The following is an 18,686-nucleotide window of genomic DNA, read 5'->3' on the forward strand; positions in this document are numbered from 1 at the left end:
TACCGTGGAGGGTGTGAGCCGATCTCTTCGCGTAGCCGTCGTGGGCGCTGGTCCCGCCGGAATCTACGCCGCCGACATCCTGGACAAGTCCGACGCCGACGTGACGATCGACCTCTTCGAGCGCATGCCCGCGCCCTTCGGGTTGATCCGCTACGGCGTCGCGCCCGACCACCCGCGCATCAAGGGCATCGTGACCGCGCTCCACAAGGTGCTCGACAAGCCGAACATCCGCCTGCTGGGCAACATCGACTACGGCACCGACATCAAGCTCGACGAGCTGCGCGAGTTCTACGACGCGGTGATCTTCTCGACCGGCGCGTCCGCCGACCGCGCGCTCGACATCCCGGGCATCGACCTCGACGGCAGCTACGGCGCCGCGGACTTCGTCTCCTGGTACGACGGCCACCCGGACGTGCCGCGCACCTGGCCGCTGAACGCCTCTTCGGTCGCGGTGCTCGGCGTCGGGAACGTGGCCCTGGACGTCGCGCGCATCCTCGCGAAGACGGCCGACGAGCTGCTGGCCACCGACATCCCGGACAACGTCTACCAGGGCCTTCGCACGAGCCCGATCACCGACGTGCACGTGTTCGGCCGCCGCGGCCCGGCGCAGGCGAAGTTCACGCCGCTGGAGCTGCGCGAGCTGGACCACTCGCCGAACGTCGAGGTCATCGTGTCGCCGGAGGACATCGAGTTCGACGACGGCAGCATCGCCGCGCTGCGGGCGTCGAAGCAGATCGACATGGTCGTGAAGACGCTGCAGGAGTGGGCGATCCGCGAGCCGGGTGACCGGCAGAAGCGGCTGCACCTGCACTTCTTCCACTCGCCCGCCGAAGTCCTCGGCGAAGACGGCCGCGTGACGGGCCTGCGGACCGAGCGCACCGAGCTGACCGGCGACGGGAACGTCCGCGGCACCGGCGAATTCCACGACTGGGACGTCCAGGCGGTCTACCGCGCGGTCGGCTACCTCTCGTCGCACCTGGCCGAGATCCCGTTCGACCACGTCAACGGCGTCGTCCCCAACGAAGCCGGCCGGGTGCTGGACCTGGACGAGAACCAGCTCCCCGGCGTGTACGTGACGGGCTGGATCAAGCGCGGCCCGATCGGCCTGATCGGCCACACGAAGGGCGACGCGGCGGAGACGATCGCGAGCCTGCTGGCGGACGCGGAAACGCTCGGCGCACCGAAGTACGACTCCCCGGACGCGATCCTCGACTTCCTGGCGGCTCGCGGAATCCCGTTCACCACCTGGGAAGGCTGGGGCAAGCTCGACGCGCACGAGAAGGCGCTCGGGCTCGCGGCGGGCCGCGAGCGGATCAAGGTCGTGGAGCGCGACGAGATGACGCGCGTCTCGCGCGGCTAAGACCCCAGGTACGCGAGGACGGCCAGCACACGGCGGTTCGTATCGTCCGAAGCCGCGATGCCGAGCTTCTGGAAGATGTTCGCCGTGTGCTTGCCGACCGCGCCTTCGCTGAAGTGCAGGCGGGCCGCGATCGCCGCGTTCGAACAGCCCTCCGCCATCAGGCCGAGCACTTCGCGCTCGCGGGGCGTCAACGCCGAAAGCGGGTCGGAGGCGTTGGCCGCCACCAGTTTCGCGATCACCTCGGGGTCCATCACCGTGCCGCCCGCGGCGACCCGGCGGACCGCGTCGACGAACTGGTCGGCGTTGAACACCCGGTCCTTCAGCAGGTAGCCGATCGCGCCGGTGCCGTCGGCCAGCAGTTCGCGCGCGTAGAGCTGCTCGACGTGCTGGGACAGCACCAAGATCGGCAGGCCCGGGACCTCGCGACGCGCGGCCAGGGCGACCTGCAGGCCTTCGTCCGTGTTCGTCGGCGGCATCCGGACGTCCACAATGGACACATCGGGTTTCTCTGCGCGCAACGCCGCCGCCAGCTCCGGCCCGCTGCCGACCGCCGCGACGACGTCGAAGCCGTGCGCTGCCAGCAAGTGCGTCAGGCCGTCTCGGAGGAGGTACTGGTCCTCCGCGATGACGGTTCGGGGTCGAGCTGGCACGGGATCTCCACGGACGCCCTGGTCGGCCCGCCGATCGGGCTGGTCAGGGTCAACCTACCGTCGAAGCCGCCCAGCCGGCGTTCGATTCCGCGCAGTCCCGAACCGAGGGCCGGGACCGCGCCGCCCGGGCCGTCGTCGGTCACGACCACCGTCAGCAGGTCGTCCGAGAAATCCAGCTCTATCGACGCGCGGCTCGCGCCGTGCTTCGCCGCGTTGCCCAGCAGCTCGGACACCGCGAAGTACGTGCACGCCTCGACAGCGTCCTCGACGCGCCCCGGCAACGAGCCCGTGACCTGCGCCTTCAGCGGGCTGTCGAGCGCCAGCGCGCGCACGGCGTCGACCAGCCCGCGCTCGGACAGCACTGGCGGGTGGATGCCGCGGATCAGCACCCGCAGCTCGGTGAGCGCCTCCGACGACGACGCGCGCAGCTCGGCCGCGAGCCGTTTCGCCGCCGCCGGGTCGGTGTCCACGAGCGCTTCGACCGCGCCGAGCTTCATCCCCATCGCGACCAGCCGCGACTGGATCCCGTCGTGCAGGTCGCGTTCGATCCGCCGCAGCTCCGCCGCCTGTGTCACGGTGACGTCGGCGCGGGTCTGCTTGAGCCGTTCGACGCGCGTGGCGAGCCGGGTCGCCTCCGTCGGGCCCAGCCACGCCCGCGCGAACCGGGCCTGCTGCCGCGCGAGCCACGTCGCCGGGGTGACCCCGGCGACGACCAGGGCAAGCGCCACCGGCGTCTGCGCGAGGGCGCCGAGTGGGGTCGAGACCTCGGGGAACGGCCACCACGTCACCGGCGACGACACGAACGGCCGCCACACCCAGAGCGTCACGAGCCCGGCGAGACCCCGGCCGATCAGCACGACCGTCGGCACCACGAGCGCCAGCGAAACGAGCGGGATCACCACGCCACCGGCGAGGTCCCGCCACGTGGCCCGATCGCGCAGGACCCACCGCCTGCGCGCGTGCTGGACCGGCCAGAACGGCTCTTCGTACAGCTGCTTGCCGACCTGGAACAGGCCGTCGGGCCGCGGCACCGGCAGCCCCGGCGGCGGCAGGTACGGCCGCGCGATCCGCACGCCGGTCCAGTTGCCGGCTTCACGGCGCAGGGTGTCCGTGATCGTGCGGCTCCACAGGATCACCGGTGCGGCGACCGGCAATGCGCCGGCGATGACGACCAGCTGCCACAAGGAGAAGACGAACATCACCACGCCCAGCGCGAGGATCCCCATCTGGTGGCCCAGCGATTCGAGCCGCCGGTGCAGCCACCGCTTCCGGGACCCGACCGGCGGACGCGGGCCGAGCCACCAGCGCGTCCAGTGGCCGTAGCCGCGCAGCACCCCCGGCCCGCCGAGCAGCACCGCGACCGGAAGCAGCACGGTCACCAGCGGGTTGAGCAGCTGCCACGTGAACTCGCGACCGGACGCCGGATCCTCCATGGCCCAGGTGAACCGGCGGTTCCAGCGGATCCAGTACGCGTGCTTGTAGAGCGTGTTGCCGTCGCGGTACCAGCCGTCGCGCTCGCGCTGGGGTTCCGGTGGCTCGGGCCGGTACGGTGCTTCGACCTCGACGCCGCACCAGCGCGCGGCGAGCGCACGGGCCGTCGTCGAACGGTGCCGGGACCCTTCGACCGCGGGGCCGAGGAAGAAGACCAGGCCGACGCACAGCAGCGCGAACGCGACCAGCTCGACCAGCACGTCGACCCAGCTGAGCAACGAGTGTGCGGCCAGCACGCCGGCCCGCCCGAGCGCACGCAGGTACGTCATCCGGCACCTCCTCCCCGGATCTTCCCCGGCCGGGCCGCACCGGCGCACGGGCCGAAGCTCCCCGGACGGGGTGGGCCCAGCACCACCCCCGCGTCAGCAAAACCCTACTTGAGCTGGGGTTTCAGCGTCATTATGCGCACGGCCGCGGCTTCGTAGCTTCATAGCTATGCCCCTCATCGAAGTCACCGACCTCCGCAAGCGCTACGGCTCCCGGGTCGCGGTCGACGGCGTTTCGTTCACCGTCGAGCGCGGCGAAGTCTTCGGCATCCTCGGCACGAACGGCGCCGGGAAGACCACCACCGTCGAATGCTTGCAGGGCCTTCGCCAAGCCGACGGCGGCGTGATCTCCGTGCTCGGCCTCGACCCGGCCACCGACCGCGCCGCGTTGACCCGCCGCGTCGGCGTCCAGCTGCAGGAAAGCCAGTTGCCCGCGAAGCTGCGGGTGCGCGAGGCGCTGGAGCTGTTCGCGTCGTTCTACCCGGACCCCGCCGACGTCGACGTCCTGCTCGACCGGCTCGACCTCCGCGACCACTCCCGCAGGTACTTCGGGAAGCTGTCCGGCGGTCAGAAGCAGCGCGTGTCGATCGCGCTCGCCCTGGTGGGCAACCCCGAGCTGGCCATCCTCGACGAGCTGACCACCGGGCTCGACCCGCACGCCCGCCGCGAGACGTGGCGGCTGGTCGAAGGCGTGCGCGCCACCGGTGTCACGGTCCTGCTGGTCACCCACTTCATGGACGAGGCCGAGCGGCTCTGCGACCGCGTCGCCCTCTTCGACGCCGGGCGTGTGATCGCCACCGGCACCCCCGCCGAACTCCGGCAGTCCGTCAACGCCGCCACTTTGGACGACGCCTTCGTCACGCTCACGAGGAGCACGCTGTGAACACCTTCGCCAAGATCACCGCCACCGAAGCGAAACTCTTCCTCCGCACGCCAATCATGGCGATCGCGGGTGTCCTGCTGCCGGCCGCGGTGCTGCTCGTGGTCGGGGCCATCCCCGGCATGACGGAGCCCAGCGCCAAGGCCGGCGGCGCCCGGTTCATCGACGCCTGGGTGCCGTCGGTGATCGTCATCAGCCTCGCGATGCCGGCGCTGCAGTCGATCCCGGCCGCCGTCGCCACCTACCGCGAACAGGGCGTGCTGCGCCGGCTGGCCACGACGCCGGTGCACCCGGCGAACCTGCTGGGCGCGCAGCTGCTGATCCACGTCGTCGTCGCGCTGGCGGGCATCGGCGTGACGCTGGGCGTCGCCCACGCGGCGTACGACGTGCCGATGCCGAAGCACCCGCTGCCGTTCCTCCTGACCCTGGTGCTCGGCACGGTCTCGATGTTCTCGTTCGGCCTGCTCGCGGCCGCGGTCGCCCGCACGGCCAAGGCCGCGGGCGGGTTCGCCCTCATCGCGTTCGTCCCGACGATGTTCTTCGGTGGCGTGTACCTGCCGCGGCCGCTGCTGCCCGAGGTCGTCCGCCGGATCGGCGACTACCTCCCGCCGGGCACCCAGCCGCTGCAGGACACGTGGGTCGGCTCGGGGGTGCAGCCGCTGCAGCTGGTCGTCCTCGCCGGCTTCGCGGTGATCGGCACGGCGTCCGCGGCGAAGCTCTTCCGCTGGGAGTGATCCGCCATAGTGGTGATGATCATCGTTTTCTCTTGTGGCCGGACCACCCGGGCGGTAGCCAAGAAGGTGGCCCTGCTCAAACTGGAGGTTCGATGTCCCTGGACGTGTCACCCGCGCTGCTGGAGAAGGCCGAGCGCGGGGAGGTCACCGACGCCGAGTTCGTCACCTGCGTCAAGGAGTCCCTGCCGTACGCCTGGGAGGTCATCACCGGCGTCATCGCCGACGCCGAGGGGGCGGCGGACGGGTTCGCCGACAACGAGACGCCGCCGCCGAGCGAAGCCGCCCGCGGTCAGCTGTTGCGAGCACTCGCCTCGGACGCGATCCGCGGCGGCCTCGAGCGCCACTTCGGCGTCAAGCTGGCCTTCCAGAACTGCCACCGGGTCGCGGTGTTCAAGACGTCCGAAGTGGACGGTGACCGCTACCGCGCGTTCGTCTCGCCGCGCGGCCAGCTGCTCAACCAGAGCCCGGAACTGCGCGACTGCTAGCCCGCGGCCGCCCCGCCGGCGCACCTGGCGGGGCGGCCACCGCTCAGTTGACCGCGACCTCGTTGAACCACAGGCGCGGCTCGAGCCACGGGAACACCACGAACATCAGGAGCGCCACGACGCCGAGGGCGAGCACCACGGCGATCGTCAGCTTCGCCGCGAACGGGCCCGGCAGCTTCCGCCAGATCCAGGCGTACATCAGGCCTCCCCGATCTTCGAGAGCAGGTCGCCGTAGTCCTTGACCTGGTTCTTCGGCACCTGCTGGGTGAGCACCGACGTGATGATGAGCCGCTCGCGGGCGGAGAACTGCGGGTGGCACGTGGTGAGCGTGAGCAGCGCGGCCTGCTGGGCCTTCGGCAGCGTCTCGGCGTCCTTGTACGGGACCGGGTTGACCGCGGTGCCCTGGCTGGGCAGCACGACCTTGCGGCCGAACGTCTCGCTGTACGCGCCGCCGCCCTCGGCGTTCGGGTCGCGCAGGGTCGAGACGCCCTTGCACTTCGGGTCGGCGCCCTTGCCGCCGGCCCAGTTGTCCATCTCGTCGTCGTAGGGCAGGACCTTGTAGATGTAGAAGTCGGTCGAGGTCTCGATCACGATCTGGTCACAAGATGAGAGGTTGTCCAGGTCGTTGAACGGGGCACCCTTGCCGACGCGGTGGCCGGCGACGGCGAAGTTGCCGGGCTCGCCGGGCAGCGCCGTGCCCTTGTAGTGGCCGGGGCCGACTTCGAGGGCCGCCTCGTCGGTGCCCTCCTGGATCGTGAAGTTGTAGTCGACGCCGAACGTCGGGATGTGGATGCGGGCGAACGCCTTGCCGTCGATGAGCTCGGGGTGCAGCGTGCGGTCGTGCGCCCACTCGCCGTCGAGCTGGTCGCTGGCCTCGGACTGCTTGCCCGCCGAGAACAGGTCGGTCACGTACAGCTCGTAGACCATGAACAGCAGCACGACCAGGCCCAGCGTGATGAGGATTTCGCCGGCCGTCCGGATCGCGACACCGCCCTTGCCCAGCGGCGGCGGGGTCTTCTTCTCCGCGGTCGCGGTGCCCCCCTTGCCGACCGGGGCGAACACGACCGTCTCCTCGGCCGAGCCGGGCGGGGGCGCGGGGCTGGTGTAGCGCCGCGGCGGCCCCTGCGGACGGCGCGGCGGCGGGCCCTGCGGATCGCGCGGCTGCTGGCCGCGCGGGGCCGGGCGGGGCGGCACCTGGCCGCGCGGGGGCGTGTCGGGGCGGCGCGGGGGCATGGGCCGCTGTCCGGGGGTTCTGCGCCGGTCGTCATCCGGTCCTTCGCGCGTAGCCACGCAAGCTCCTCTCAAGCCGCGTCCGACACTTGGTGACCCCGACGTCACGGTACGGGAAATCCGACCACTCCCGGCCGCTGCTTTCCTGCGGTCGTTTACGTTAACGTGTGCACGTGGCGCTGGTTGCGCACCCCGAGCGGGTCATCGCCACCGACCAGCCCGAAGAGCACCGCGAGGAACTGACGATGCCCAAGTCCAAGGTCCGCAAGAAGACGGCGTACACCCCGCCTGCCGACCGGCGCACGCCGGTGAAGGTGCGGGCGGCCGGCCCCTCCGGCCTCGCCTGGAAGATCCCCATGTTCGGGTTGATGCTCCTGGGCCTGGTCTGGCTGCTGGTGAACTACATCGCCGGGGACAAGATCTCCTGGATGGCCGACCTGGGCAACTGGAACTTCGCCGGCGGGTTCGCGCTGATGATCGCCGGGTTGCTCATGACTATGCGCTGGCGTTGATTATTACTCCGAATGGCGGCTTGACGCCGAATTACACCGGTGTGACTCATCCCCAGTGTGGATAACCCCTGTGGATAACTACCCCACCTCCTGGGCTCCGCGGCAGGCCCTTGTGGTATCGGCCTGGGTGGTGACGGCCTTGCTGCTGGCCGGCGTCGTGGCCGACGCGGTGACCGGCGACCACGGCGGCCTGGTGCTGTTCGCACTGGCGACGCTGGCCGTGGGCGCGTTCGCCGCCCACGCGACGCTCGTCCGGCCGCGGCTGGCCGCCGACACCGAGGGCCTCGTCGCCCGGACGCTGAGCGGCACGCACCGCCTCCCGTGGGCGCAGACCCGCACCAGGCTGCGGACCACCCGGCGGCTGGGCCGCGACGGCGTCACGCTCGAGGTCGAGCACGAGGACAAGCTGTACGTCTTCGGCTGGCTCGACCTCGGCGAAGACCCGCGGGACGTCCTGGACGTCCTCAGCACGCTGCGCAGCTAGCCGCAGCTGTAGAGCTGCTGGCCCCGGTACTGGACGAAGTGGCACGTCTGCGCCGCGACCTCGGTGTCCTTGTAGACCAGGAGCCCGATCATCGCGACGACGAGGATGGCGACCCCGGCCGCCTGGTAGGTCGCCTGCCGTGCCTGCGGCGCGTAGAGCATCGCCACGGTGACCAGCGCGCCGGTGACCAGGCCGCCGACGTGGCCGAAGATCGAGATGTTCGCGACGCCGAAGGTGATGAACGCGTTCAGCGCGAGCGTGATGATCAGCCCGGTCGGGTTGAGCCGCAGCTTGAGGACGATGACCGCGTAGGCGCCCATCAGGCCGAACAGCGCGCCGGACGCGCCGGCGGTGCCGCCGTCGAGGTTGTCGAACAGCAGCACGGCCGTGGACGCGCCGAGCATCGAGACGAAGTAGAGCGCGAGGTAGCGGACCTTGCCGAAGACCGGCTCGAGGGCGCGGCCCATCATCCACAGCGAGAACATGTTGACCGCGATGTGGATGGGCCCGTAGTGCAGGAAGCCCGAGGTGAACAGCCGCCACCACTCGCCGGCGCCGAGCGTCGCCTGGCCCCACAGGACGCCGACCTGGAAGACGCCCGACACCTGGTTGTCGTACAGGCTCCGGGCCTGCAGCGCGGTGACCAGGAAGACCAGGACGTTGACGGCGAGGATGACCTGCGTGACGAGGAAGGAGCCCGACAGCCGCGCACCGGTGATGGTGCGCTGGCCGAGGCCCGCTTCCTGGTAGCCGCGGTGCTGCCGGCGCTGCTGCTGGGTGCCGGTGTGCACGCAGTCGGTGCACTGGAAGCCGACGGGGGCCTCGCGGAGGCAGTCCGGGCACGCCGGACGCCCGCACCGGGAACAGCTCAGCCCGGTCGGGCGGTTCGGGTGCCACCAGCACCCGGGGAGCGCGGCTTGCGGTTCGGCGGTGGGGTTCGGCGGTTGGTTCACGATGACACCAACCTACCGAAACCCGTCCGGACGAGCCGTCAGTGCTCGATGGAGACCTTCTCGATCACGACGTCGGTCAGCGGACGGTCCGCCGGGCCGGTCGCGGTGCGCGCGATCGCGTCGACGACGGCGCGCGACTCCTGGTCGGCCACCTCACCGAAGATCGTGTGCCGGAAGTTCAGGTGGGTGGTCGGCGCGACGGTGATGAAGAACTGCGAGCCGTTCGTGCCCGGCCCGGCGTTCGCCATGGCCAGCAGGTACGGCTTGCTGAACTGCAGCTCCGGGTGGAACTCGTCGCCGAACTTGTAGCCGGGGCCACCGCGGCCGGTGCCGGTCGGGTCGCCGCCCTGCAGCATGAAGCCGTCGATGACGCGGTGGAAGATCGAGCCGTCGTAGAAGGGGCCGGAGTTCGTGCCCGCCGCGTTCGGCTGGGTGTACTCCTTGGTGCCCTCCGCCAGCCCGACGAAGTTCGCGACCGTCTTCGGCGCGTGGTCGGGGAACAGGTTCAGGTGGATGTCACCCTGGTTGGTGTGCAGCGTAGCTTTCACGAGCCTCATCGTGCCATCAGCAGCGGGCGGCGGAGAAAAGGGGCACGATAGGTTACGGGTAACAGAGCAGTGTCAAAACGATTGATGAGGTGAAGCCCATGTCCCGGGCGACAGCCCAGGCCGCCGAGACCGCCGACAAACTCGTCACCGAGGGTGTCAAGCAGGGCCGGCGCGCGCAGAAGCAGCTCGCGAAGAAGACCGAGCTGACCCGTAAGGAGCTCAAGAAGAGCTCGAAGGCCGCCCGCCAGGAGGCCCTCGCCCGGCTCTCCGAGCTGCGCAAGCCGGGCCGCAAGGCGAAGAAGGCCGCCATCAAGGCCGCGAAGGCGGCCGGCGAGTCGAAGCGCCGCGGCAAGAAGGACTTCAAGGCGGCGAAGAAGGACTTCTACGCCGCTGTCGTCGAGGCCAAGGCCGCGGCGAAGGGCACCCGCAGCCGTCGCAAGTGGCCGTGGCTGCTCGGCCTGGTCGTGGTCGGCGCCGGTGCCGCCTACGTGCTCCGTTCGAAGCAGGAGCCGCCGGTCGCGCCCGCGCCGCCGAAGGCCACCCCGCCTGCGCCGAAGCCCGCCGAAGCGGCGAAGCCGAGCCCGCAGGCGAACGGCAAGGCGCCGTCCCCGGCGCCCGCCGAGAAGAAGAACTGATCGCGACGCGAAGAAGCCCCCGGCGTGCACCGGGGGCTTCTTCAGTCGTGCCTGGGGATCAGCTCACGCGTTGGCGGCGTGCTTGTCGACCAGCTGGCCGAGGCGGGGCAGCGCCTCTTCGACGTTCTTCTTGCCGTTCGGGCGCAGCTTCGAGTAGACCTTCTTGATGCTGTCGCGGCTGCTCTTCTCCGCGCGCGAGTCGGTGACGCTCAGCAGCGCGTCGGACGCCTCGTCCGAGCGGCCGGCCAGGTAGGCACCGAAGTCGTTGCCGCCCTTGGCCTTGTAGTCGCCGTAGAACGGCTCGAGCGCGACGACGAAGTCGGGGAGCAGCGTGTCGACGGCCGAGGGGATGATGCCCGGCTTGATCTTCTTGACCGCGGCGAAGCCGGTCTTCACGACGGCACCGGAAACGCCGCCCTTGTCGGAGACCTCGGCGTCCACGAGGCCCTCGAAGTCGGTCACGACAGCCGGGCGACGGCTGGAGTCGAGCAGGATTTCCTTGAGGGTGTCAGCCACGAATCTTGTCCTTTTGTCGTTGCAGATTTTGTGCCCTGCCCCGGGGTGGGGATCCCCCGATGGCTGCGGTGCGCGAGTCCACGAAGCCTGCGCGTGACGCACAGGGTAATACAAGATCAACTTCACTCACCCGTGTGGAGCCCACTACCTAGAGCTTCAGGGCGGCGATAGCCTTTTTGACCACTGTGCGTGCCTTCACGCTTTGCTTCTGGTTGGTGGTCGCGATGACGGCCGAAGCCCCTTTCGCGACCGCGTAGACGGCCCCGTCGTCGGTCGACTGGTAGCCGCCCTTCCAGCCCGAAGGGTCGCTGGCGGGGTTCGACGTGTCGACCGGCGCCGCCTTGTTGACCAGCGCCGTCGCCGTCTTCGCGTCCCCGACGTACACCCGGACGGTGAGCTGGACCTTCCCGTCCGGGCGGTAGAAGAAGCACGCCGGGTGGGGCCGGTCCGCCGAGATCCGGACCTTCGAGACGTGCTGGCCGTTCGAGTCGGCCACGAACTCGCTGTCCAGATACGGGCAGTCACCGGTCGCCGCCGGCTGGGGATCCGGCGGCAGGTCCCCGCCCGCGTTCGCCCCGGCGGACGCGGACGGCGGGCTGGGGGTCGCGGTACCGGACACGGTCGTGGAGCTGCAGCCGGCCAGCAGGACCACGGCGGGCGCGAGAAGTACGAGTCGTCGCATAGCGCGCACAGTCAACCATGAAGCGTGTGTGAAACCCGCTGGCTGAACTCGCCGTGACGGGCGAGCGTGCGACGATGGCGTCGTCTCAGTGAGGGAGGTCCCGGCGTGCTCACCCCCGAGCAGTACCTCGGCGCGGTGGCCGAGCGCATCCAGCGCTCCGGCGGCCGGCTGAACTCCGTGCAGATCGGGCCCGCGACGGCCGTCGTCGGGCTGTTCACCGAGTCCGTGATGATGTCGACGATGAACTACTGCGTCGTCGCCGCGGCCGTGCCCGAGGTCAGCGCCGCCGCGTTGTACGACTTCACCGGCCGCGCCACGCAGCACGCCCGCGCGAACATGATCGGCACCGCGGGCTGGACGGCGGCGTCGGTCGTCATCGCCGGGCTCGTCGGCCGGCGCGTGTACCCGGACGCCGCGCAGGCCGCGTCGGCGAAGTCGGGCAACCAGTTCGGCGGCGAGACGCGGATGGTCGCGGTCGACCTCTCGGCCGGGCAGATGTACGCGTTCGTCGGCGGCAAGTTCTGGGGCGCCGCGGTGCAGGGCTCGGTCAACGCCAAGCTGACGTTCTGCTTCCCGCAGCCCGCCGAGGTGTACCAGCAGGTGCAGTGGCAGCAGGCGCAGCAACAACAGCAGCCCGCGCAGCAGCCGCCGCCCGGCTGGCAACAGCAACCGCTGATGGCCGCGCCGCCGGTACCGCCCCCGCCCTACGCCGGCCCGGCCGGACCGCAGCCGCCGGTCTACCCACCGCCGGGGTATCCGCCGCAGCAGGGGCCGTACGGTTACTGACATGGTCGCGTTGCGCGGATGGCCCTCGTTCCCCGAAGAACTTCCCGTGTTCACACCGGAAACGGCACCGGCGGACCCTCGGGACCTGTTCGTCGAGTGGCTCAACGAGGCCGGCGAGCACGTCCTGGCCCCGCACGCCGTCACGCTGTCCACAGTGGACGCCGACGGCGCGCCGGACGCGCGCGTGGTGATCCTCAAGGACGTCGGCCCGGCCGGCTGGGCGATCGCCACCAGCTCGGAAAGCCCGAAGGGACTGCAGCTGCGCAAGGATCCGCGCGCGGCGCTGACGTTCTTCTGGCCCGGCCGCGGCCGTCAGGTCCGGCTGCGTGGGCCGGTTTCCCCCGCCGCACCCGAGGTCTCCGCCGAGGACTTCCTGGCCCGGCCACCGGCATCGCGCGTCGAAGCGTTCATCGGGCACCAGTCGCAGGTGCTGCACGACCCGGCGGACCTCGACGCGGCGGCCGCGGAAGCCGAACGCTGGGTCGCGGAAAACCCTGGCGTGGCCCCGGAAACCTGGACGCGGTACCTCGTGGACCCGGACGAAGCCGAGTTCTGGCAGGCCAGCCACGACCGTCGCCACGTCCGGCTGCGGTACCGCAAGACCGACGGCGGCTGGGTCCGCGAGCGCCTCTGGCCTTAGGCCCGCAGCGCGGGATTTCGGCGAGTCGAGGCTGAAGCAAGTATGGCCGTTCGGGGGTATCCCGCACCCGAGCCGGTGTGGCCATGATGGATCATGCGCTCGAAACTGCTGACCGCCGGGCTGGTCCTGGCGTTGACCGCCGCCCTCGGGGGTGTGGCCTCGGCCGACGCGCGTCCTGGGGGACGACCGGAGCTGACGGACTCGCACCCGTGCCCGGGCCAGCCGGGCTTCACGTGCTCGACGTTGACCGTGCCGCTCGACCACACCGGCCGCGTGCCCGGCACGATCGACCTGCCGATCGCGACCGCCGACAACGTGGCCGCGCCCAAGGGCGTGCTGCTGTTCCTGACCGGCGGCCCCGGCCAGGGCGGCGTCGGCACCATCCCGCGGATCGCGAACCTGCGGCTGCCGGAGGTCGCGAAGGACTACCGGTTCGTCATGCTCGACCAGCGCGGCACCGGCGCGGGCGCGCTGAACTGCCCGGGCCTGCAGGCGCAGATGGGCAGCTCGGACATCGCAACGCCGACGCCCGACGCGGTCACCGAGTGCGCGCGCATCCTCGGCCGGACGGCGCCGCTGTACTCGACCGACCAGAGCGTCGCGGACTTCGACCAGCTCCGGCAGGCGCTGGGCGTGCCGAAGATGGTGGTCGACGGCGTTTCGTACGGCTCGTTCACGGCCGCGCGGTACGCGATCGCGCACCCGGGCAACGTCAGCAAGGTCATCCTGGATTCGGTGCTGCCGCACGAGGCTTCCGCGTCGGCTTCGCTGTACCTGACGGGCCTGACGGCCGAAGCCCGCGTGCTGCGCGCGGCGTGCGCGGTGGCGCCGGCGTGCGGCTTCGACCCGGCGGACGACCTGGCGTGGGTGGTCCGCCACCGCAGCCCGGCGGACGGCGTCAAGGTCTTCGACGCGGTCGTCGCGTACGAGTTCTCGGACCCGACCTACCGCGCCCCGGCGGCGGGCGACCTCATCGGCGCCCTGCACGCGGCCCGCGGAGGTGCGCCGGACCAGCTCGACCAGCTGGTGGCGGGCTACACGGCCGAGGACGTGGCCCCGAAGGACTTCAGCGCGGGCCTGCACGCGGCGACGTTGTGCGCGGACCAGCGCTTCCCGTGGGGCTCATCGGCCACGCCGGCGGCAGTGCGGCAGCCGTTGTTGTCCTTGGCCGCGCGAACCCTCCCGGCGTCGGCAACCTGGCCGTACACCACGGACGTCGCGACACGGCAGGGCTTCATCCAGAGCTGCCTGCCCTGGCCGGCGGAGCGCGCGGGGTCGAACCCGTCGGGCCGGCTCCCGAACGTCCCGATCCTGCTGCTGAACGGCGACCGCGACTTGTCGACGCCGCTGGAGTGGGCGCGCGAGGAGGCAGCGCGGGCGCCGCAGGGCAAGCTGGTGATCGTGCCGGGCGAGTCCCACTCGATCCAGAACCGCGAACGCGGCCACGCCGGCCGCGACGCCGTGATCAGCTTCCTGAAGTGAGGCAAGAAAGTGTGGAGCTGAGGGGAATCGAACCCCTGACCCCCGCCTTGCAAAGGCGGTGCTCTACCAATTGAGCTACAGCCCCGAGTGCGGGCTCGCGCCCGCGGAAACTCAGTTGTGGGACGCGCCCGCCGGCTTGGCCGGGGTCGTGCCGTTGTTCGAGGGGACCGGCGCGGTCGCCTCGCGCCAGAGGTCGGCTTCCGCCTTGGCCGCCTTGTTGCGCTTGACGACGAACAGGACGCCGCCCGCGATGACCGCGAGTGCCAGCAGCTTCTTCACCGAAGCCCCCTTCTCAGCTTGCTTCCCTTACCCCGCGATGTTACTGCACCGGCGTCGGCCACCGTCGGGGCGGTGGTTCCACGTGGAACCAAGATTGCGCAGGTAACGCACGTCACACGCACTGGGAAATACGGGGAGGGGGTCTCCCGTTGTACCCACTGGTCGGTGCGCCCACCGTGTCCCCCGGGCCTCAACCACTGCCTTCGCGGAGTTCCGTTCGGCTGGAGCCGCGATGAGCCACTCGCCGAGAGGCGACCGTAGCGCGCATCGACCGTGACCGCTCAGCCCTGCCGGTTCCTTCTCTTCCCGGCAGGGCTGACCTGTATCCGGGCGCGCTCAGAGGCCGAGGTAGTTCCCTTGGTCCCCCACCTGAGGATCGCGCACGACGTCGTCCTGCCGCGATTGGCGCAGCCCGCCGGCGATCCGCTTCCCGCCCCGGCTGCGGTCCTTCAAGTCCACCGCCACCGCGACCGCCAGCAGCACCACGATCACGACCCCTACGATGATCCAACCCATGTCGGCCCCCTTCGCCTCTTGGGAAGGTAACCCCGCGGGCCGCGAACCGAACCGGCGCTTGATCGAGATTTAAGGCCGGGAACGACAAAATCCCCGGTTCGAGGGAACCGGGGATCTGTTCGGGGTGGGCCTACCAGGACTTGAACCTGGGACCTCTTCGTTATCAGCGAAGCGCTCTAACCGCCTGAGCTATAGGCCCTTGAACGAGGAGAACTTTACAGGACCCCCGAGGGGGCCCTGCAACCGGGTTACTCCCGCTCCGACAGCGTGACTTCCAGGCCGCCCGCGAGGTCTGCCGACACGTTGTAGATGAACGCGCTGACCGTGGCGAGGGCCGACACCAGGACGATGTTGATCGCGCCGAGGATGGCCGCGATGCCGAAGACACGGCCCGCGCTGATCAGGGGTTCCGAGGACGCGTTGGCGCCTTCGCCGCCGACCAGGGACGAGTACGTGCCGTTCAGCTTGTCCCAGACGCCCATGCCGTCGAGGACCGTGTACAGGACGCCCACCGCGACCAGCCAGACGAAGAACATCGCGACGCCCAGGACCAGGGACAGCTTGAGCACCGACCACGGGTCGAACCGCTTCACCTGCAGCGATGCGCGGCGCGGGCCGCGGCCTGGGCGGCGCAGGGCACTCGGGCGGGCGCGCTGGGCGCTCGCCGACGGGACGGCCGCCGCGGTCGGCTCGCCCGAGGGGGGCGTGTCGCTTCCGCCGCCGAAGATGCGGTTGGCCGCGCTGCCCGTGACCACCGGGCGCTGCTCCGGGGAGACGGGCTGCGTCTCCCCGGCCGGCGCCTCGCCCTTGTAGAGCGCTTCTTCCGTGGCGATGCCGACCGTCGCTTCGGAGTCGCCGTCCTTGCCGACCCGCTGCCAGGGCGGGCTCGCCGGAGTCCCGTTCGAACCCGCTGCCTCGGGATTCTCGGATGGTGTCACGAAGAGTCAGTCCTTACCCGTGCCGTGGTGGGCCGTCCGTACCAAACTTACTGCTCCGGCGGCGCCGTCGTTTCGTCACCCGTGGCGGGTGCTTCCGCGGCGTCGCCTTCGGCGTCACCATTGGCGACGTCCGAGGGCTCGTCCGCGTTGCGTGCGACGGCGAGAAGAGTGGTGCCCTCGCCGAGATTCATCAGCCGGACCCCCTTCGTCTGCCGTCCTGCCTTGCGGACGTCGCCCGCCGGCGTGCGGATCACGCCGCCGCTCGAGGTGATCGCGTACAGCTCGTCCTCGGCGTCGACGATGAGCGCACCCACCAGCCTGCCACGTTTCCGGTCGTGCTGGATGGTGAGCACGCCCTTGCCGCCGCGGCCCTGGACCGGGTAGTCCTCGATCGGCGTGCGCTTGGAGTACCCGCCGTCGGTCGCGACCAGCAGGAACTTGCCCTCCTTGACCACGCTGATGCCGAGCAGCTCGTCGCCGTCGTTGAAGCGCATGCCCATCACGCCGGACGTCGGGCGGCCCATCGGGCGCAGGGCCTCGTCGGTCGCGTGGAAGCGGATCGACTGGCCCTCGGCCGACACGAGCAGCAGGTCGTCCTCGGCGCCGGCCAGCACCGCGCCGACCAGCTCGTCGCCCTCGCGCAGGTTGATCGCGATCAGGCCGCCGGAGCGGTTCGAGTCGAAGTCGGTCAGCTTGGTCTTCTTGACCAGGCCGCGCTTGGTGGCGAGCACCAGGTACGGCGCCACCTCGTAGTTCTTGATCTGGATGACCTGGGCGATCTGCTCGTCCGGCTGGAACGCCATGAGGTTCGCCACGTGCTGGCCGCGCGCGTTGCGGTTGGCCTCGGGCAGCTCGTACGCCTTGGTCCGGTAGACACGGCCCTTGTTCGTGAAGAACAGGATCCAGTCGTGCGTCGAGCAGACGAAGAAGTGCTGGACGATGTCGTCCTGCTTCAGCGTCGCGCCCTGCACGCCCTTGCCGCCGCGCTTCTGCGAGCGGTACAGATCGGTTTTCGTTCGCTTGGCGTACCCCGTGCGGGTGATGGTGACGACGACGTCCTCGACCGCGATGAGTTCCTCGTCGGTGACGTCGCCGCCGAAGCCGACGATCTGCGTGCGCCGGTCGTCGCCGTACTTGTCGACGATCGCCATCAGTTCGTCGCGGATCAGCGCGCGCTGCCGCTCCGGCTTGTCGAGGATGTCCTTGAGGTCGGCGATCTCGAGCTCGATCTCGGCCAGCTGGTCGATGATCCGCTGGCGCTCCAGGGCGGCCAGGCGGCGCAGCTGCATGTCGAGGATCGCGGTGGCCTGGATCTCGTCGACGTCCAGCAGCTCCATCAGGGCCGGCCGGGCCTCGTCCGCGGACGGCGACCGCCGGATGAGGGCGATGACCTCGTCGAGCATGTCCAGCGCCTTGACGTACCCACGCAGGATGTGGGCCCGTTCTTCGGCCTTCTTCAGGCGGAACTTGGTCCGCCGGACGATGACCTCGACCTGGTGCTTCACGTAGTGCCGGATGATCTGGTCGAGCCGCAGCGTGCGCGGCACGCCGTCGACCAGGGCCAGCATGTTGACGCCGAAGTTCTGCTGCAGCTGGGTGTGCTTGAACAGGTTGTTCAGCACGACCTTCGCGACGGCGTCCCGCTTGATCGTGACGACGATCCGCATGCCGGAGCGGCTGTTGGACTCGTCGGCGATGTCGGCGATGCCGGTGAGCTTGCCGTCGCGGACCAGGTTCGCGATGTTCTCGACCAGGTTGTCCGGGTTGACCTGGTACGGGAGTTCCGACACGACCAGGATCGTGCGGCCCTTCGCGTCCTCTTCGACCTCGACGACCGCGCGCATCCGGATCGAGCCGCGGCCGGTGCGGTAGGCGTCCTCGATACCGGACGTGCCGAGGATCATCGCCTTCGTCGGGAAGTCCGGGCCCTTGATCCGGACCAGCAGCGCGGCCAGCAGCTCGTCGTCGGTCGCCTCGGGGTTCTCCAGCGCCCAGACGACGCCCTCGGACACCTCGCGCAGGTTGTGCGGCGGGATGTTGGTCGCCATCCCGACCGCGATCCCGGACCCGCCGTTGACCAGCAGGTTCGGGAACCGCGACGGCAGGACGTCGGGCTCCTGGGTGCGGCCGTCGTAGTTGTCGGAGAAGTCGACGGTGTCTTCTTCGATGTCGGCCAGCATCTGCATGGCCAGCGGCGCGAGCCGGGACTCCGTGTACCGCATGGCGGCCGCGGGGTCGTTGCCCGACGAGCCGAAGTTGCCCTGCCCGTCGATCAGCGGGTACCGCAGCGACCACGGCTGGGCGAGCCGGACCAGCGCGTCGTAGATCGCCGAGTCGCCGTGCGGGTGGTAGTTGCCCATGACGTCGCCGACGACGCGCGAGCACTTGTTGTACCCGCGGTCCGGCCGGAAGCCGGAGTCGAACATCGAGTACAGGATCCGGCGCGCGACCGGCTTGAGGCCGTCACGCACGTCCGGCAGCGCCCGCGACACGATCACGCTCATCGCGTAGTCGATGTAGGAGCGCTGCATCTCCTGCTGGATGTCGACCGGTTCGATCCGGTCGTTCTCCGGAGCCGGCGGCAGGGTTTCCGTCATGAAGTCCTTCTCGAGTGCGGAG

General features: G+C 70.3%; 22 protein-coding genes and 2 tRNA genes. 10 read left to right on the top strand and 14 right to left on the bottom strand.

What is annotated here, in order from left to right:
• Positions 1-40 precede the first annotated feature (40 nt).
• Entirely contained in the window at positions 41-1,360 is a 1,320-nt protein-coding gene (locus tag ACYVLJ_RS09385; RefSeq protein ID WP_460438350.1) for a ferredoxin--NADP reductase domain-containing protein, read from the top strand.
• Here ACYVLJ_RS09385 and ACYVLJ_RS09390 read toward each other — a convergent pair.
• Together ACYVLJ_RS09390 and ACYVLJ_RS09395 are read right to left on the bottom strand one after the other, a co-directional pair.
• The gene (locus tag ACYVLJ_RS09390; protein ID WP_460438351.1) at positions 1,357-2,010 is read right to left on the bottom strand and encodes a response regulator transcription factor; all 654 of its coding nucleotides are present in this window, start codon (positions 2,008-2,010) and stop codon (positions 1,357-1,359) included. The two genes, ACYVLJ_RS09385 and ACYVLJ_RS09390, sit on opposite strands and share 4 nt — an antisense overlap.
• On the bottom strand, positions 1,950-3,770 hold the full coding sequence (locus ACYVLJ_RS09395; protein WP_460438352.1) for a sensor histidine kinase: 1,821 nt from the start codon (positions 3,768-3,770) through the stop codon (positions 1,950-1,952). The genes ACYVLJ_RS09390 and ACYVLJ_RS09395 overlap by 61 nt, the downstream gene beginning before the upstream one ends.
• Before the next feature lie 166 nt (positions 3,771-3,936).
• On the opposite strand from ACYVLJ_RS09395, the gene ACYVLJ_RS09400 reads away from it, so the two are divergent.
• The 3 genes from ACYVLJ_RS09400 (at position 3,937) to ACYVLJ_RS09410 (ending at position 5,866) form a co-directional block, all read left to right on the top strand.
• Positions 3,937-4,650: an ABC transporter ATP-binding protein gene (locus tag ACYVLJ_RS09400; RefSeq protein WP_460438353.1), complete on the top strand. Its 714-nt coding sequence runs from the start codon at positions 3,937-3,939 to the stop codon at positions 4,648-4,650.
• Entirely contained in the window at positions 4,647-5,381 is a 735-nt protein-coding gene (locus ACYVLJ_RS09405; RefSeq protein WP_460438354.1) for an ABC transporter permease, read from the top strand. Before ACYVLJ_RS09400 ends, ACYVLJ_RS09405 begins: the two co-directional genes overlap by 4 nt.
• Before the next feature lie 92 nt (positions 5,382-5,473).
• A complete protein-coding gene (locus ACYVLJ_RS09410) occupies positions 5,474-5,866 on the top strand; it encodes an SCO5389 family protein (RefSeq protein ID WP_086856199.1) in 393 nt (130 codons plus the stop codon).
• A 43-nt stretch (positions 5,867-5,909) separates the two neighbouring features.
• On the opposite strand, the gene ACYVLJ_RS09415 is transcribed toward ACYVLJ_RS09410, so the two are convergent.
• The gene (locus ACYVLJ_RS09415; RefSeq protein WP_003079060.1) at positions 5,910-6,065 is read right to left on the bottom strand and encodes a hypothetical protein; all 156 of its coding nucleotides are present in this window, start codon (positions 6,063-6,065) and stop codon (positions 5,910-5,912) included.
• On the bottom strand, positions 6,065-7,099 hold the full coding sequence (locus tag ACYVLJ_RS09420) for a class E sortase (protein ID WP_460438355.1): 1,035 nt from the start codon (positions 7,097-7,099) through the stop codon (positions 6,065-6,067). The genes ACYVLJ_RS09415 and ACYVLJ_RS09420 overlap by 1 nt, the downstream gene beginning before the upstream one ends.
• Before the next feature lie 242 nt (positions 7,100-7,341).
• Between ACYVLJ_RS09420 and crgA the strand changes: the two genes are divergently transcribed.
• Together crgA and ACYVLJ_RS09430 are read left to right on the top strand one after the other, a co-directional pair.
• Positions 7,342-7,608 carry a cell division protein CrgA gene (crgA, locus tag ACYVLJ_RS09425; RefSeq protein ID WP_257922762.1) on the top strand — a complete coding sequence of 89 codons (267 nt, stop codon included), beginning with the start codon at positions 7,342-7,344 and terminating at the stop codon, positions 7,606-7,608.
• Positions 7,609-7,738: 130 nt separating this feature from the next.
• On the top strand, positions 7,739-8,092 hold the full coding sequence (locus ACYVLJ_RS09430) for a PH domain-containing protein (protein WP_451970903.1): 354 nt from the start codon (positions 7,739-7,741) through the stop codon (positions 8,090-8,092).
• On the opposite strand, the gene ACYVLJ_RS09435 is transcribed toward ACYVLJ_RS09430, so the two are convergent.
• Together ACYVLJ_RS09435 and ACYVLJ_RS09440 are read right to left on the bottom strand one after the other, a co-directional pair.
• Entirely contained in the window at positions 8,089-9,045 is a 957-nt protein-coding gene (locus ACYVLJ_RS09435) for a rhomboid family intramembrane serine protease (protein WP_451970900.1), read from the bottom strand. The genes ACYVLJ_RS09430 and ACYVLJ_RS09435 overlap by 4 nt on opposite strands.
• A gap of 38 nt (positions 9,046-9,083) precedes the next feature.
• A complete protein-coding gene (locus ACYVLJ_RS09440) occupies positions 9,084-9,602 on the bottom strand; it encodes a peptidylprolyl isomerase (protein WP_451970897.1) in 519 nt (172 codons plus the stop codon).
• A gap of 89 nt (positions 9,603-9,691) precedes the next feature.
• On the opposite strand from ACYVLJ_RS09440, the gene ACYVLJ_RS09445 reads away from it, so the two are divergent.
• Positions 9,692-10,228: a hypothetical protein gene (locus ACYVLJ_RS09445; RefSeq protein ID WP_451970895.1), complete on the top strand. Its 537-nt coding sequence runs from the start codon at positions 9,692-9,694 to the stop codon at positions 10,226-10,228.
• A 63-nt stretch (positions 10,229-10,291) separates the two neighbouring features.
• Here ACYVLJ_RS09445 and ACYVLJ_RS09450 read toward each other — a convergent pair whose 3' ends face one another.
• Positions 10,292-10,744: a DUF6918 family protein gene (locus tag ACYVLJ_RS09450; RefSeq protein WP_451970892.1), complete on the bottom strand. Its 453-nt coding sequence runs from the start codon at positions 10,742-10,744 to the stop codon at positions 10,292-10,294.
• 148 nt (positions 10,745-10,892) lie between these two features.
• Positions 10,893-11,426, bottom strand: coding sequence for a DUF2020 domain-containing protein (locus ACYVLJ_RS09455; RefSeq protein WP_460438356.1), 534 nt, complete (start codon positions 11,424-11,426; stop codon positions 10,893-10,895).
• Between the two features lie 105 nt (positions 11,427-11,531).
• On the opposite strand from ACYVLJ_RS09455, the gene ACYVLJ_RS09460 reads away from it, so the two are divergent.
• The 3 genes from ACYVLJ_RS09460 (at position 11,532) to ACYVLJ_RS09470 (ending at position 14,334) form a co-directional block, all read left to right on the top strand.
• The gene (locus ACYVLJ_RS09460) at positions 11,532-12,212 is read left to right on the top strand and encodes a hypothetical protein (RefSeq protein WP_460438357.1); all 681 of its coding nucleotides are present in this window, start codon (positions 11,532-11,534) and stop codon (positions 12,210-12,212) included.
• Position 12,213: 1 nt separating this feature from the next.
• Positions 12,214-12,852 (top strand): pyridoxine/pyridoxamine 5'-phosphate oxidase, encoded by a 639-nt coding sequence (locus tag ACYVLJ_RS09465; protein ID WP_460438358.1) that lies wholly within the window; start codon positions 12,214-12,216, stop codon positions 12,850-12,852.
• A gap of 93 nt (positions 12,853-12,945) precedes the next feature.
• Positions 12,946-14,334 carry an alpha/beta hydrolase family protein gene (locus ACYVLJ_RS09470; RefSeq protein WP_460438359.1) on the top strand — a complete coding sequence of 463 codons (1,389 nt, stop codon included), beginning with the start codon at positions 12,946-12,948 and terminating at the stop codon, positions 14,332-14,334.
• 12 nt (positions 14,335-14,346) lie between these two features.
• Here the strand turns inward: ACYVLJ_RS09470 and ACYVLJ_RS09475 are convergent.
• The 6 genes from ACYVLJ_RS09475 to gyrA form a co-directional block, all read right to left on the bottom strand.
• Positions 14,347-14,419 (bottom strand) — tRNA-Ala (locus ACYVLJ_RS09475).
• Between the two features lie 26 nt (positions 14,420-14,445).
• On the bottom strand, positions 14,446-14,613 hold the full coding sequence (locus tag ACYVLJ_RS09480; protein ID WP_086679331.1) for a DLW-39 family protein: 168 nt from the start codon (positions 14,611-14,613) through the stop codon (positions 14,446-14,448).
• A 336-nt stretch (positions 14,614-14,949) separates the two neighbouring features.
• Positions 14,950-15,129 carry a hypothetical protein gene (locus ACYVLJ_RS09485; RefSeq protein WP_460438360.1) on the bottom strand — a complete coding sequence of 60 codons (180 nt, stop codon included), beginning with the start codon at positions 15,127-15,129 and terminating at the stop codon, positions 14,950-14,952.
• A gap of 125 nt (positions 15,130-15,254) precedes the next feature.
• A tRNA-Ile gene (locus ACYVLJ_RS09490) sits at positions 15,255-15,328 on the bottom strand.
• 49 nt (positions 15,329-15,377) lie between these two features.
• Entirely contained in the window at positions 15,378-16,067 is a 690-nt protein-coding gene (locus ACYVLJ_RS09495; RefSeq protein ID WP_460438361.1) for a DUF3566 domain-containing protein, read from the bottom strand.
• 47 nt (positions 16,068-16,114) lie between these two features.
• Entirely contained in the window at positions 16,115-18,664 is a 2,550-nt protein-coding gene (gyrA, locus tag ACYVLJ_RS09500) for a DNA gyrase subunit A (protein ID WP_451970808.1), read from the bottom strand.
• Positions 18,665-18,686 lie beyond the last annotated feature (22 nt).

It is taken from the genome of Amycolatopsis stemonae, from assembly GCF_054781455.1.

What these genes read in the sequence shown, in the direction of transcription:
- ACYVLJ_RS09395 (WP_460438352.1), bottom strand. Translation starts at nt 3,770, where the DNA reads ATGACGTACCTGCGTGCGCTCGGGCGGGCCGGCGTGCTGGCCGCACAC.
- ACYVLJ_RS09400 (WP_460438353.1), top strand. Translation starts at nt 3,937, where the DNA reads ATGCCCCTCATCGAAGTCACCGACCTCCGCAAGCGCTACGGCTCCCGG.
- ACYVLJ_RS09410 (WP_086856199.1), top strand. Translation starts at nt 5,474, where the DNA reads ATGTCCCTGGACGTGTCACCCGCGCTGCTGGAGAAGGCCGAGCGCGGG.
- ACYVLJ_RS09415 (WP_003079060.1), bottom strand. Translation starts at nt 6,065, where the DNA reads ATGTACGCCTGGATCTGGCGGAAGCTGCCGGGCCCGTTCGCGGCGAAG.
- ACYVLJ_RS09420 (WP_460438355.1), bottom strand. Translation starts at nt 7,099, where the DNA reads ATGCCCCCGCGCCGCCCCGACACGCCCCCGCGCGGCCAGGTGCCGCCC.
- crgA (WP_257922762.1), top strand. Translation starts at nt 7,342, where the DNA reads ATGCCCAAGTCCAAGGTCCGCAAGAAGACGGCGTACACCCCGCCTGCC.
- ACYVLJ_RS09440 (WP_451970897.1), bottom strand. Translation starts at nt 9,602, where the DNA reads ATGAGGCTCGTGAAAGCTACGCTGCACACCAACCAGGGTGACATCCAC.
- ACYVLJ_RS09445 (WP_451970895.1), top strand. Translation starts at nt 9,692, where the DNA reads ATGTCCCGGGCGACAGCCCAGGCCGCCGAGACCGCCGACAAACTCGTC.
- ACYVLJ_RS09455 (WP_460438356.1), bottom strand. Translation starts at nt 11,426, where the DNA reads ATGCGACGACTCGTACTTCTCGCGCCCGCCGTGGTCCTGCTGGCCGGC.
- ACYVLJ_RS09465 (WP_460438358.1), top strand. Translation starts at nt 12,214, where the DNA reads ATGGTCGCGTTGCGCGGATGGCCCTCGTTCCCCGAAGAACTTCCCGTG.
- ACYVLJ_RS09470 (WP_460438359.1), top strand. Translation starts at nt 12,946, where the DNA reads ATGCGCTCGAAACTGCTGACCGCCGGGCTGGTCCTGGCGTTGACCGCC.
- ACYVLJ_RS09485 (WP_460438360.1), bottom strand. Translation starts at nt 15,129, where the DNA reads ATGGGTTGGATCATCGTAGGGGTCGTGATCGTGGTGCTGCTGGCGGTC.
- gyrA (WP_451970808.1), bottom strand. Translation starts at nt 18,664, where the DNA reads ATGACGGAAACCCTGCCGCCGGCTCCGGAGAACGACCGGATCGAACCG.